This window comes from Acidimicrobiales bacterium (assembly GCA_036399815.1).
Classification (GTDB): Bacteria; Actinomycetota; Acidimicrobiia; order Acidimicrobiales; family DASWMK01; genus DASWMK01.
In genome coordinates, this window is the sequence record DASWMK010000098.1 from 1 (window position 1) to 11,848 (window position 11,848).

Below are 11,848 nucleotides of genomic sequence, written 5' to 3' on the forward strand. Positions count from 1 at the left end.
GCACAGCCCGGCGCCGATCTCGCCGACCACCTCGTCGCCCACCGACACGCGGGCCTCGCTCACCCGCTGCACGACCGCCCGCACCGGCGGTCAGGGCCGGCCGTAGACCGTCGCCCGCAGCCGGTCGGCGGGGACGGGCGGCGGGTCGCCCGGCTTCGGCGCCCGGCGCAGCGCCGTCCCGGCCAGGCCGACGGTCTCCAGGGCGGCGGCCGCGGCGGCCAGGGCGACGGCCACCGTGCGGGGCCACGCCCACCGGCCCGGCGGGGGGACCAGCGCGGCGACGACCGCGAACAGGAACGCCGAGATGCCGAGGTTGTAGGCCAGCTGGGCGATGCGGGTGAAGCGGAAGCCGGTCGCCACCTCCTGCCACTGCTGCTCCCGCATGCGGCCGAGCCAGTAGTCGTCGAACGGGGCCTCGGGGTACCAGGCCACCCGCTCGCCCGGGCTCGTGTGGTGGGCGGCCGCCCACAGCCCGGCCTGGATGGCGCCGAGCAGGAGCACGACGGCCAGGGTGAACAGGGCGACGGCCACCCCGGCGGCCCGGCCCTCCGCGCCCCGCAGCTCGAGCAGGGCGGCGAGGGCGAAGCCGGCCAGCAGCGGCGCGGCGACCGTGGCGAACGAGACGAGGCTCGTCGAGTAGGCGAGCGGGCGCGTCCTCGCCCACACCGGCGGGTGACCGCTCACGGCGACCACTCCTCCCACCGGGTCACGCCGAGGACCTCGGTCCTCCGCTCGGCGCGCACCACCGTCACGCCCGCGACCGCCCGGAGGACGGCGACGGCCGTCGCCACGGTCGACTCGTCGCCCTCGAGCGTGACCCGATAGGCGGGACCGGCGTCGCGAGCGGGCTTCGCCGTCGACGGCGCCACGCCGGCCACCGGCCCGAACGACGCCAGCACCCTCGCCCGCTCGGCGTCCGACGGCGCCGTCTCGAACCCGCCGCTCGGCGCGATCTGGGGCACCGGGTCCCACCCTCCGAACCGCCCGCTCCCCACCATGCTGCCCCCTTCCGTCGCGGGCGGCAGCCTAGGAGCCGCTACTTGACCGGGTGGTCCGGTTCCGGGGAGGCTTGGCGGCCATGCCCGGCCCGGACCAGCCCCTTCGCGTCGCCCTGCTGGCCTACCGGGGCAAGCCCCACTGCGGCGGCCAGGGCGTGTACGTCCGCCACCTCAGCGCGGCGCTGGCCGACCTCGGCCACCACGTCGAGGTGCTGGGCGGTCAGCCGTGGCCCGAGCTCGACCCGCGGGTGCCGCTCGTCAAGCTGCGCAGCCTCGACATCTACAACGACCACTTCCCGATGCGGATGCCGGGCGTCTGGGAGCTGAAGGACGCCGCCGACCTGTTCGAGGTCACCGCCTTCTCCGTCGGCCAGTTCCCCGAGCCGCTGGCCTTCAGCGTGCGGGCCTGGCAGCACCTGCGGGGGCGGCGCCACGACTTCGATTTGGTGCACGACAACCAGAGCCTCGGGTACGGCCTGCTCGCCATCCAGGCCATGGGCCTGCCGGTGCTGGCAACGATCCACCACCCGATCACCGTCGACCGCCGCCTCGAGATGGCCGCCGCCCGCACCCGCTACCGCAAGCTCACCCTGCACCGGTGGTACTCGTTCACCACCATGCAGACGCGGGTGGCCCGCCGGCTGCCCCGGGTGGTCACCGTCTCCGAGTCCTCCCTGGACGACATCAGCCGCGACCACCGGGTGCCGCCCGAGCGCCTCCACGTCGTGCCCGTCGGCGTCGACACCACGTCGTTCCGCCCGCTCGACCACGTCGCCCGCGTGCCGGGCCGGCTCATGACCACGGCCAGCGCCGACGTCGCCATGAAGGGCTTGCGCTTCCTGCTCGAGGCGCTCGCCAAGGTCCGCACCGAGCGGGAGGACGCCCACCTCGTCGTCATCGGGAAGCCCCGGGAGGCGACCGAGACGATGGCGACGATCGAGCGGCTCGGCCTGGGCGGCGTGGTGGAGTTCGTGAGCGGGGTGCCCGAGGAGCGGATCGTCGAGCTGTACGCCGAGGCCGAGCTGGCCGTCGTGCCGTCGCTCTACGAGGGGTTCTCGCTGCCCGCCGTCGAGGCCATGGCCTGCGCCGTGCCCCTCGTGGCCACCACCGGCGGGGCGCTGCCCGAGGTGGCCGGCCGCGACCGGGAGACGGCCTTCCTCGTCCCGCCGGGCGACGCCGGCGCCATCGCCACCACGATCCTCGCCGCCCTGGCCGACCCCGACCTCCGGGCCGGGGTCGGCGCCGCCGGCCGGGAGCGGGTGGCCGAGCGGTGGAGCTGGCGGGCCACGGCCGAGGCCACCGTCGAGCAGTACCGCGCCCTGCTGGAGGACGCCGGGCGGTGCTGACCGTCGACTACCGGCGCCTGGGCGTCCGCCCCGGCGACCGGCTCCTCGACCTCGGCTGCGGCGGCGGCCGGCACGCCTACGAGGCGTTCCGGCGGGGCGCCACGGTCGTCGCCCTCGACGCCGACGGGGCCGAGGTGAAGGACGTCGCCGCGCTGTGCGCGGCCATGGCCCACGCCGGCGAGGTGCCCGAGGGCGCGGCGGCGGCCGCCGTCCAGGGCGACGCCCTCCGCCTGCCGTTCCCCGACGCCGCCTTCGACCGGGTGATCGCCGCCGAGGTGCTCGAGCACCTCCCCGACGACGCGTCCGCGGCCGCCGAGCTGGCCAGGGTGCTGCGGCCGGGCGGGACGATCGCCGTCACCGTGCCGGCCTGGCTGGCCGAGCGGGTGTGCTGGGCGCTGTCCGACGACTACCACGCCCCCGCCGTCCCCGGCGGCCACGTGCGCGTCTACACCGAGCCGCGGCTGCGGGCCCTGCTGCGGGGCGCCGGCCTGCGCCCGGGCTGGGCCCACCACGCCCACGCCCTCCACACCCCGTACTGGTGGCTGCGCTGCGCCGTCGGCCCCCAGGACGACGACCACCCGCTGGTGCGGGCCTACCACCGCCTCCTCGTCTGGGACCTCGGCCGCCGCCCGCTCCTGACGAGGGTGCCGGAGCGGCTCCTGAACCCCGTGCTCGGCAAGAGCATCGTCGTGTACGCCACCAAGCCGTGCTGACCGCCGGCCAGCTGGCCGCCACCGTCGACTCGATCGCCGCCTGGCAGGAGCCGTCGGGCATGGTGCCGTGGTTCCCTGGCGGGCACGCCGACCCGTGGAACCACGTCGAGGCGGCCATGGCCCTCACCGTCGGCGGGCGGCTGGCCGAGGCCGGCCGGGCCTTCGACTGGCTGGTCGCCACCCAGCGCCCGGACGGCGCCTGGCACCAGTACTACGTCGGCGACCGGGTCGAGGAGGCCAAGCTCGACGCCAACGTCTGCGCCTACGTGGCCGCCGGCGCGTGGCACCACTTCCTCGCCACCGGCGACACCGGCTTCCTCGAGGCCATGTGGCCGGTGGTCGAGCGGGCCATGGACTTCGTCCTCGACCTCCAGACCCCGCGCGGCGAGATCGTGTGGGCCCGCCACGCCGACGGCACGCCGTGGTCGTTCGCGCTGCTCACCGGCTCGTCGAGCATCAGCCACAGCCTGCGCTGCGCCATCGCCGCCGCCGAGCGCCTCGGGCACGAGCGGCCGGACTGGGAGCTGTCGGCCGCCCGCCTGGTGTGGGTCGTGGCCAACCGGCCGGAGGCGTTCGCGCCGAAGCACCGGTGGGCGATGGACTGGTACTACCCGGTGCTGGCCGGCGTGGTCGGCGGCGACGCCGGCCGGGAGCGGCTGGCCGCCGGGCGGGACCGGTTCCTCATGGACGGGGTCGGCGTGCGCTGCGTGTCCGACCGGCCGTGGGTGACGGCCGCCGAGACGTGCGAGTGCGCCATGGCCCACGTCGCCGTCGGCGAGCGGGAGCGGGCCGTCGAGCTGTTCGCCTGGGCCCAGGACCTGCGCCACGACGACGGCTCGTACTGGACGGGGATCGTCCACCCCGAGCGGGTCCACTTCCCGGGCGGCGAGCGCTCGACGTACACGGCCGCCGCCGTCGTGCTGGCCGCCGACGCCCTCTGGGGGACGGGACCGGCCAGCCGCCTGTTCGCCGACCACGAGGCCGCCGGCCTCCCGCCGGTGCTCGACCTCGACGAGCGCGAGGCCCTGCCCGACCCCTGACGGGAACGTTTCCCGGCGCTCGGGCGTCTCCTCTCCGATGACGGACGCGCCGATCGAGCAGGGCCGATGACCGTCGTGCCGATCGAGGACGGCCGGGAGGTGGCGGCCTGGCCGCCCGAGCTCGTCCGCCTCTACGAGGACCGCTACGACGAGCTGGTCCGCCTGGCCTACCTGCTGACCGGGTCGGCGGCCGTGGCCGAGGAGCTGGTGCAGGACGCCTTCGTCGCCACCCACGCCGGGTGGTCCCGGGTGCGGGAGCCGCTGGCCTACGTGCGGGGCGCGGTCGTGAACCGGTCCCGGTCGTGGGGCCGGCGGGTGGAGCTCGAGCGGCGCCGCCCGCCCACCCCGCCGGAGGACGCCAGCCTGGAGGCCGACGAGCTGTGGGACGCGCTCGCCGTCCTCAACGACCGGCAGCGGGCCGCCATCGTCCTCCGCTACTACGACGGGCTGCCCGATCGCGAGATCGCCGCCGTGCTCGGCTGCCGCGTCCCGACCGTCCGCACCGCCGTCCACCGCGGCCTCGCCGCCCTGCGCCGGGAGATCGAGCGATGACCGACCTCGAGCACGACGTCCGCACCATGCTGGCCCGGCGGGCGGCCGACCCGGCGCCCCATCGCCCGCCGTGGCGGGAGCTGGCCGGGCGCCCCACCGTCGTCGAGCTCGCGCCCGTCGCCGCCCGGAGCCACCGGCTGCCGGCGCTGGCCGCGGCGGCCGTGCTCGTCGTGGCCGGGACGGTCGCCGCCGTCGCGGCCGTGGCCGTCGACCGGGACGCCACCGTCGCCACCGTGACCCCTGCGGCACCGCCGGCCGCCGTGCCGCCGCCGTTCGACCCCGCCGTGGACCCGCCCGTGTGGCCGGTGGGCGGCGACGGCACCGTCGCCGGCTGGTTCGGCGGCCCGCCCGGCGGGCCGGTGCCGGCCACGCCGGCCGGCACCGTCGAGGCCTACCTGGCCGACCGCGTGGACGTGCCCGAGCCCCTCGCCATCAGCGACGCGACGGTGGACGAGGCCGCCGGCACGGCGTCGTACCGGTGGGCGCTCCTCGAGGACCCGGACGGCCCCGGCAACGCCGACCCGGTGGCGATGACGTCGGGCCGGGTGTGGCTGCGCCGCATCGACGCCGCCCCCGGACCGGTGTGGACGGTCGTCGGCGCCGTCGACGACGAGGTCGCCGTCGAGCCTTCGCTCGTCCAGCGGGCCGGCGGGACGGTGGACCTCACCCTCCGCCTGGTCGCCACCGACCCGGACGTCCCGCCGGACAGCCTGGCCGTCACCGTGCTGGTCGACGGCCGGCCGGTGCCGCTCGGGGGCATGACCCTGCCCCAGGGCGCCGAGCCCGACCCGTCGCTCGGCGAGGTGTTCGAGGCCGGCGACGAGGTGCACGTCACCGGGCTCGACCCGGCCGCCTACGTCGTGCGGGTCCGCCAGGTCGGCGGAGCCTTCCTGTCCGTCGCCGAGATGGCGCTGGCCCCGCCCTCGTCGCCGTGGATGGCCGGGGCCGTCCCGGACGGCGCCCCGCTCGCCGGCACGACGGCCGACGACCCCGTCGACGCGGCCGCCGCCGCCCTCCGGTCCGCCGGCGTCACGTCGCCCTCCCTCACCGGCGACGGGACCGACCTGCGGGTGGGCTGGCGGACCGCCGACGGCGGCGGGGCCGTCGTCCTCCGGCCGGCCGGCGACCGCTTCGAGGCCGTCGCCGTCGTGGCCGACGACGTCCGGGTCACCCGGGCCCGCGGCGGCGGCCTGCTCGTGGCCGGCGCGCTCCCCGGCACGGCGGTGGCCTCGGTCGGTGCCGCCGGGCCGGAGGTGGCCGTGCCCGGGGCCGGCATCCCGGTCCCCCTCGCCGTGCCCGCCGCCGCGCCGGGCGACACCGTCGTCGTCAGGGTGACGTGGGCCGACGGGCGGACCGCGGTCGCCGCCTTCGCCCTGCCCTAGTCAGCAGCCGTCGCCGACGCGGCGCAGCACCCGCAGCGAGCCCACGGCCCGGACCTCCTCGAAGGCGCCCGACCGCAGCGCCCTGAGGTACACCTCGTAGGGCGGGCGGCCGCCGTCGGCCGGGTCGGGGAACACGTCGTGGATGGCGAGCAGCCCGCCCGGCCGCACCTTCGGGGCCCAGCCCTCGTAGTCGGCGTGGGCCGGTCCGGCGCCGTGCCCGCCGTCGACGAACACGAGCGCCACCGGGGTCGCCCAGTGGCGGGCGACGGTCGGCGAGTCGCCGACCACGGCCACCACCGTCCCCTCCAGCCCGGCGTCGCGGATCGTCCGCCGGAACACGGGGAGGGTGTCCATCACGCCGAGGTCGGGGTCCACGAGGGTCGGGTCGTGCCACTCCCAGCCCGGCTGGTTCTCCTCCGAGCCCCGGTGGTGGTCGACGGTGAACAGGAGCGTCCCCCGCTCCCTGGCGGCGGCGCCGAGGTAGATCGCCGACTTGCCGCAGTAGGTGCCGACCTCGAGCAGCGGGCCGAGCGCCGCCGCCTCCAGGCCGGCCTCGTGCAGGGCCAGGCCCTCGTCGGGCGGCATGAACCCCTTGGCGGCCTCGGCCGCGGCCCGCAGCGCGGGGTCCACCTCAGCGCGTGGGGCGAGGGGCGAACAGGACCTCGTCGAGGACCATGAACTTGGCGACCCAGAGGAGGCCGAAGGCCACGATGTTGGCGCCCATGACGGCGAGCGACGAGTCCGACCAGTCGTCGACGAGGGCGACCAGCAGGGTGGAGAACAGCAGCCCGAGCAGCGCCATCCCCCAGAACGGCAGCACCTCGCGGGTGAGGTGGTGGTCCCCCCGCTTGCCCCACACCCAGGCCCGGTTGAGCAGGTAGGCGGGGACCGACGCCACGGACACGGCGCCGAAGTTGGCGGCGGTCGCCGACCAGTCGAGCACGCCGTGGAACACGAGGATGGCGATCTGGGTGACGGCGACGGCGATCACGGAGACGGCCGAGTACCGCATGGCCCGGCGGCCGGAGTCGGCCCGGACGCGCTGGACGAGGCCGGCGGGGCTCATGGTCATCCGTCGGAGGCTACCGGCCGGCGGTTGAGGGCAACGACGCGGGTTCGACCAGCGCGTTGGCGCGGGCGCATTCGCCGAGCCAGCGGGCGCTCGGCCGCACGACCCGCTCCTGGGTGGCCCGGTCGACGGCGATCAGCCCGAACGTCGGCCCGTACCCGAGGGCCCACTCGAAGTTGTCGAGCGCGCTCCAGTACGTGTAGCCGCGGACGTCCACGCCGTCGTCCAGGCAGCGCAGCACGCCGGCCAGCGCCCTGGCCACGTACTCGACCCGGCGGGTGTCGTCGTCGGTGGCGATGCCGTTCTCGGTGACGAGCAGGGGCACGTGGGCCGTCTCGTCCCAGGCCCGGCGCAGGGTCGCCTCCAGCGCCTCGGGCCAGAACTCGTAGCCCATGATCGTGGTCTCGACCCCGTCCTCGGGGCCGAGCTCGCCCTCGGGGCCGATGCGCACCCGGCTGTAGGTCTGCACGCCGAGGAAGTCGTCGCCCCGCACCGCCTCCAGGTAGACGTCCTCGAAGTTCCTGAGGATGCGGGCCCGGCGCTGCTCGGCCTCCGGCCCGCCGACGGCCTGGTGGTCGGCCATGGCCAGGGTGAGGCCGACGGGCACGTCGACCACGCCCTTGATCGCCTCGACGGCCTTGCCGTGGGCGTCGACGAACGTGTCGTTGGCCCGCCGCCGCAGGTCGGGGTCCTTCGCGCCCGGCGGGAACACGCCGGCGAGGTAGCCCATCGTGGCCACGATGTTCGGCTCGTTCAGGGTGCAGGCCCTGGTCATGAGGTCGCCGAAGGCCCGGGTGGCGGTCTCGCAGAAGCGGGCGAAGCGATCGGCCGTCGCCGGGTCGGACCAGCCGCCCCGGGCCGCCAGCCAGCGGGGGGTGGTGAAGTGGTGGAAGGTGACGACCGGGTCGAGCCCGTGCTCGAGGCAGGTCGCGCACAGGCGCCGGTAGTGGTCCAGGGCGACCCTCGACCACTCGCCGTCCTCGGGCTCGATGCGGCTCCACTCGACCGAGAACCGGTACGAGCCGAAGCCGAGCCCGCCGAGGAGGCGGAGGTCGTCCGGGTAGCGGTGCCAGGCGTCGCAGGCGTCGGCGCTCGGCTCGACGCAGGGCGAGGCGGGGTCGTGCTCCCACGCCCACCAGTCGTTGTTCCAGTTGCCGCCCTCGACCTGGTGGGCCGCCGTGGCCGTGCCCCAGACGAACCCGTCGGGGAAGGGGGGGTGGCGCATGGCGGCGCAACCTACCCCGGGGCCTACGCGAGGATGACCGGGTGCAGGACGCCCTCGACGCGCTCGTGAAGATCCTCGACCTCGAGCCCATCGAGGTGAACCTGTTCAGGGGCCTGTCGCCCGACGACCACCGCCAGCGGGTGTTCGGCGGGCAGGTGGCGGGCCAGGCGCTGGTCGCCGCGGCCCGCACCGTCGAGCCCGACCGCCACGTCCACTCCCTCCACGCCTACTTCCTCCGGCCCGGCGACCCGAGCGTGCCGATCCTCTACGAGGTCGACCGCATCCGCGACGGCCGGTCGTTCACCACCCGGCGGGTGGTCGCCATCCAGCACGGCAAGGCCATCTTCAACCTGGCCGCCTCGTTCCACGTCCACGAGGGCGGCTTCGACCACGCCGCCGCCCCGCCCGAGGGCACCCCCGACCCCGAGTCGCTCCCCGACTTCCGGACCAGGATGGAGCCCTGGAAGGAGCGGATGGGCGAGTGGTACGACCGGCCGCGGCCGATCGACGTGCGCTGGGTGGACTGGGCGCCGGCCGATCGCGACCACCCGCTCCCGCCCCACCAGCGGGTGTGGCTGCGGGCCGACGGCCGCCTGCCCGACGACCCCGTGCTCCACGCCTGCGTGGTCACCTACGCCTCGGACATGACCCTGCTCGACACGTCGCTCCTGCCCCACGGGGTGGTGTGGCAGGACGGGAAGATCATGATGGCCAGCCTCGACCACGCCATGTGGTTCCACCGGCCGTTCCGGGCCGACGAGTGGCTGCTGTACGTGCAGGACACGCCGTCGGCGTCCGGGGCGCGGGGGCTGGCGAGGGGGCTGATCTACACGAGCGCGGGCGCGCTGGCGGTGTCGGTCGTGCAGGAGGGGCTCATCCGGGTGCTGCGGTGAGGGCGCTGGCGGCCGTGCTGGCCGGGCTGCTCGTCGTGGCGTCCGCCTGCGGGTCCGACGCCGGGCCGGGGGGCGAGCGGTCCTCGGACGGCGACACGCCGGCGCCGTCGGCCACCGTCCCGGAGTCGCCGTCCTCGTCGTCCTCGCCCTCGTCCTCTTCGCCGGCGTCGTCGGCGCCGCCGGGCTCGTCCTCGTCGACCGGCCCCGCGCCCACCGGGCCCGACCTCGACGCCGCCCGGGTGGTGCTCACTCCCGTCGCCAGCCTCGACCGGCCGACCGCCCTGCGGTCCCGCCAGGGGACCGACTCGCTCTACGTCGCCGAGCGGACAGGGCGGCTCCGGCGCCTCGACCCCGCCGGCGACGGCTTCGAGGTGGCGCCCGCGCCCGTCCTCGACTTCTCGGACCGGGTCGGCGCCGGCGGCGAGGGCGGGTTCCTCGGGTTCGCCTTCTCACCGGACGACGCGCACCTGTACGTCAGCTACACGACCCCCGACCTCGACAGCCGCATCGACGAGTACGCCATCTCGGGCGACGAGGTCGACGAGGGCTCGCGCCGGGAGGTGCTGGCCGTCGAGCAGCCGTACCCGAACCACAAGGGCGGCGACCTCCACTTCGGGCCGGACGGCTTCCTCTGGTACGGGCTGGGCGACGGCGGCGGGTCCGGCGACCCGGACGAGAACGCGCAGGACACCGGCGTGCTCCTCGGGAAGCTGCTGCGCATCGACCCCCGGCCGAGCGGCGCCGACCCCTACGCCGTGCCGGCCGAGAACCCCTTCGTCGGCCAGGCCGGCGCCCGGCCCGAGATCTGGGCGTACGGGCTGCGCAACCCGTGGCGGTTCTCCTTCGACCGCGGCACCGGCGACCTGTGGATCGCCGACGTGGGCCAGGGCGACGTCGAGGAGGTCGACCGCCTGGCCGCCGGGACCGGGGCGGGGACGAACTTCGGGTGGGACCTCGTCGAGGGGAGCCGGGCGTACGAGGGGTCGCCGCCGCCGGGCGCCGTCGGGCCGGTGTTCGAGTACACCCACGACGAGGGCGGCTGCGCGGTCAGCGGGGGCGTGGTCTACCGGGGTGGCGCCATCCCCGCGCTGCAGGGCGCCTACCTGTTCGGCGACTACTGCCTGGCCCGCGTCCGCGCCCTCACCGTCGAGGGCGGCCGGGTCGTGGCCGAGCGGGACCTCGACGCACCCGTCGACGGCGGCCAGCTGGTGTCCTTCGGCGAGGACGCGTCCGGCGAGGTGTACGTGCTCTCCCTGGCCGGCGACGTCTACCGCCTCGACCCCGCCGCCTGAGGTTCTCCTTCCCCGAGGTATCCGACGGCGGCCCATCGCCGTCTGCCGGCCGAGCTGCACGGAGCAGCGACGACCGACGAGGAGGAGACGGAGCGATGACGACGAGCGACGGCACGCGCCTCGAGGAGCCGGGCACCGCCGCCCCGGCGGTGACGCCTTCCACGCCGGGTGTCCCCTACCACACGGTGATGACGGCGCCGCCGGGGACGTGGTCGGTGCCCGCGGCCGTGCCGGTCGCCGGCCTGCCGGCGCCGTCGAAGGTCCTCTCGGCAGCCGCGGTGGCCGCCGGTCCGATGCTGTTCCTCGGCGTCGTCGCCGCTGGCACCGGCAACCCGGCGTGCTCCGCGGTCAGGACCAACTGGCAGCAGACCCCGTCCTGGACCAGCTTCGACTCGACCGGGCAGAGCGGCGTGGTCAACGCCCGGGTGGCGGCGGTCGGTGGGAGCCCGGTCATGCTGACGGTCCGCGAGGCCGATCTCTCGCTGTGGTGGGCGACCTGGACGCAGAGCACGGGGAAGTGGTCGACGTTCGAGAACCTCGAGGGGGAGAGCGGCACCAACACCCAGATCGGCGCCGTCCTCAGCCCGGCGGCGGCGGCGGTCGGCGGTGACCTCCACGTGTGCGCCGTGAACAGCGCCGGCCGCCTGTACCACTCGATCCACTTCGGCGCCAACGAGGACTACCCCGCGGGGACGTGGCAGCCGTTCCTCGAGATCAACTCGAACATGCACGTCCCCCTCGCCAACGTCGTCGACGTCGCCGCCGCGTCCGACGGGTCCCAGCTCCACGTCGTCGCCCTCACGGCGGGCGGGACCGTGTGGCGGGCCGTCCGGCAGACGAGCGGCGGCTCGTGGTCGGAGTGGGCGAGCGCCCCGAGCGTCAACGGGGTCGGCACGGCCTACCGGGTGTCGGCGACGGTCCTCCTCGGCAGCCTCTACGTGGGGGTCGTGACCGACCACGGCCACGCGTACGTCGGGGCCTACGACCTCCGAACGTCGCAGTGGTCCGGCTCGCCGAGCGGCACGTGGCGCGACCTCGCCACCCTGACGGGCGCGAGCGTGGGCCAGGTGTCCGACGCGACCCTGGCCGCGGACGGGATGTACCTCCACGTCGCCTTCGTCGCGAACGGCGGGTGAGCCGGGCCGAGGGCGAGCTGCCGGTCGCGTGGGGGAAGCTGGAGGCATCGACGCCCGCCCCACCCCTCGCCCGCACCGGCGCATCGCGGTGGCGGCCGTCGCGGTGGCGCTCGCGGCGGGCTGCGCCGGCGCCGAGCGGCCGTCGCTCGACCGGGCCGGCCCGGCGGCGTCGGCACTCGACGGGGCCGGGCCGGCAGGGTCG

At 76.2% G+C, this 11,848-nt stretch carries 14 protein-coding genes; 8 read left to right on the forward strand and 6 right to left on the reverse strand.

Going from position 1 to position 11,848, the window contains the following annotated elements; all coding sequences use genetic code 11:
* Nucleotides 1-90: 90 nt before the first annotated feature.
* Together VGB14_07190 and VGB14_07195 are read right to left on the reverse strand one after the other, a co-directional pair.
* Complete coding sequence (locus VGB14_07190) at nt 91-684, reverse strand: hypothetical protein (GenBank protein ID HEX9992693.1); 594 nt, start codon at nt 682-684, stop codon at nt 91-93.
* Nucleotides 681-962, reverse strand: coding sequence for a hypothetical protein (locus VGB14_07195; GenBank protein ID HEX9992694.1), 282 nt, complete (start codon nt 960-962; stop codon nt 681-683). Before VGB14_07195 ends, VGB14_07190 begins: the two co-directional genes overlap by 4 nt.
* Before the next feature lie 116 nt (nt 963-1,078).
* Between VGB14_07195 and VGB14_07200 the strand changes: the two genes are divergently transcribed.
* The 5 genes from VGB14_07200 to VGB14_07220 all read left to right on the forward strand — a co-directional run bounded on the left by VGB14_07200 (nt 1,079) and on the right by VGB14_07220 (nt 6,031).
* Nucleotides 1,079-2,344: a glycosyltransferase family 4 protein gene (locus VGB14_07200; protein HEX9992695.1), complete on the forward strand. Its 1,266-nt coding sequence runs from the start codon at nt 1,079-1,081 to the stop codon at nt 2,342-2,344.
* Nucleotides 2,338-3,057: a class I SAM-dependent methyltransferase gene (locus VGB14_07205; protein HEX9992696.1), complete on the forward strand. Its 720-nt coding sequence runs from the start codon at nt 2,338-2,340 to the stop codon at nt 3,055-3,057. Before VGB14_07200 ends, VGB14_07205 begins: the two co-directional genes overlap by 7 nt.
* Nucleotides 3,051-4,097, forward strand: coding sequence for a hypothetical protein (locus VGB14_07210; protein ID HEX9992697.1), 1,047 nt, complete (start codon nt 3,051-3,053; stop codon nt 4,095-4,097). The genes VGB14_07205 and VGB14_07210 overlap by 7 nt, the downstream gene beginning before the upstream one ends.
* A gap of 66 nt (nt 4,098-4,163) precedes the next feature.
* Complete coding sequence (locus VGB14_07215; GenBank protein HEX9992698.1) at nt 4,164-4,649, forward strand: SigE family RNA polymerase sigma factor; 486 nt, start codon at nt 4,164-4,166, stop codon at nt 4,647-4,649.
* The gene (locus VGB14_07220; GenBank protein HEX9992699.1) at nt 4,646-6,031 is read left to right on the forward strand and encodes a hypothetical protein; all 1,386 of its coding nucleotides are present in this window, start codon (nt 4,646-4,648) and stop codon (nt 6,029-6,031) included. The genes VGB14_07215 and VGB14_07220 overlap by 4 nt, the downstream gene beginning before the upstream one ends.
* Here VGB14_07220 and VGB14_07225 read toward each other — a convergent pair whose 3' ends face one another.
* The 3 genes from VGB14_07225 to VGB14_07235 are packed head-to-tail and all read right to left on the reverse strand — an operon-like array spanning nt 6,032 to nt 8,325.
* Nucleotides 6,032-6,661, reverse strand: coding sequence for a class I SAM-dependent methyltransferase (locus VGB14_07225; GenBank protein ID HEX9992700.1), 630 nt, complete (start codon nt 6,659-6,661; stop codon nt 6,032-6,034).
* A 1-nt stretch (nt 6,662) separates the two neighbouring features.
* Nucleotides 6,663-7,103: a GtrA family protein gene (locus tag VGB14_07230; GenBank protein HEX9992701.1), complete on the reverse strand. Its 441-nt coding sequence runs from the start codon at nt 7,101-7,103 to the stop codon at nt 6,663-6,665.
* A 10-nt stretch (nt 7,104-7,113) separates the two neighbouring features.
* Nucleotides 7,114-8,325 (reverse strand): family 1 glycosylhydrolase, encoded by a 1,212-nt coding sequence (locus VGB14_07235; protein HEX9992702.1) that lies wholly within the window; start codon nt 8,323-8,325, stop codon nt 7,114-7,116.
* Between the two features lie 41 nt (nt 8,326-8,366).
* Here VGB14_07235 and VGB14_07240 point away from each other — a divergent pair, with 41 nt between their 5' ends.
* On the forward strand, nt 8,367-9,218 hold the full coding sequence (locus VGB14_07240; protein ID HEX9992703.1) for an acyl-CoA thioesterase II: 852 nt from the start codon (nt 8,367-8,369) through the stop codon (nt 9,216-9,218).
* On the opposite strand, the gene VGB14_07245 is transcribed toward VGB14_07240, so the two are convergent.
* On the reverse strand, nt 9,199-9,468 hold the full coding sequence (locus tag VGB14_07245; GenBank protein ID HEX9992704.1) for a hypothetical protein: 270 nt from the start codon (nt 9,466-9,468) through the stop codon (nt 9,199-9,201). The genes VGB14_07240 and VGB14_07245 overlap by 20 nt on opposite strands.
* On the opposite strand from VGB14_07245, the gene VGB14_07250 reads away from it, so the two are divergent.
* Together VGB14_07250 and VGB14_07255 are read left to right on the forward strand one after the other, a co-directional pair.
* Complete coding sequence (locus VGB14_07250; protein ID HEX9992705.1) at nt 9,458-10,510, forward strand: PQQ-dependent sugar dehydrogenase; 1,053 nt, start codon at nt 9,458-9,460, stop codon at nt 10,508-10,510. The two genes, VGB14_07245 and VGB14_07250, sit on opposite strands and share 11 nt — an antisense overlap.
* A gap of 95 nt (nt 10,511-10,605) precedes the next feature.
* Nucleotides 10,606-11,646 carry a hypothetical protein gene (locus VGB14_07255; GenBank protein HEX9992706.1) on the forward strand — a complete coding sequence of 347 codons (1,041 nt, stop codon included), beginning with the start codon at nt 10,606-10,608 and terminating at the stop codon, nt 11,644-11,646.
* Nucleotides 11,647-11,848 lie beyond the last annotated feature (202 nt).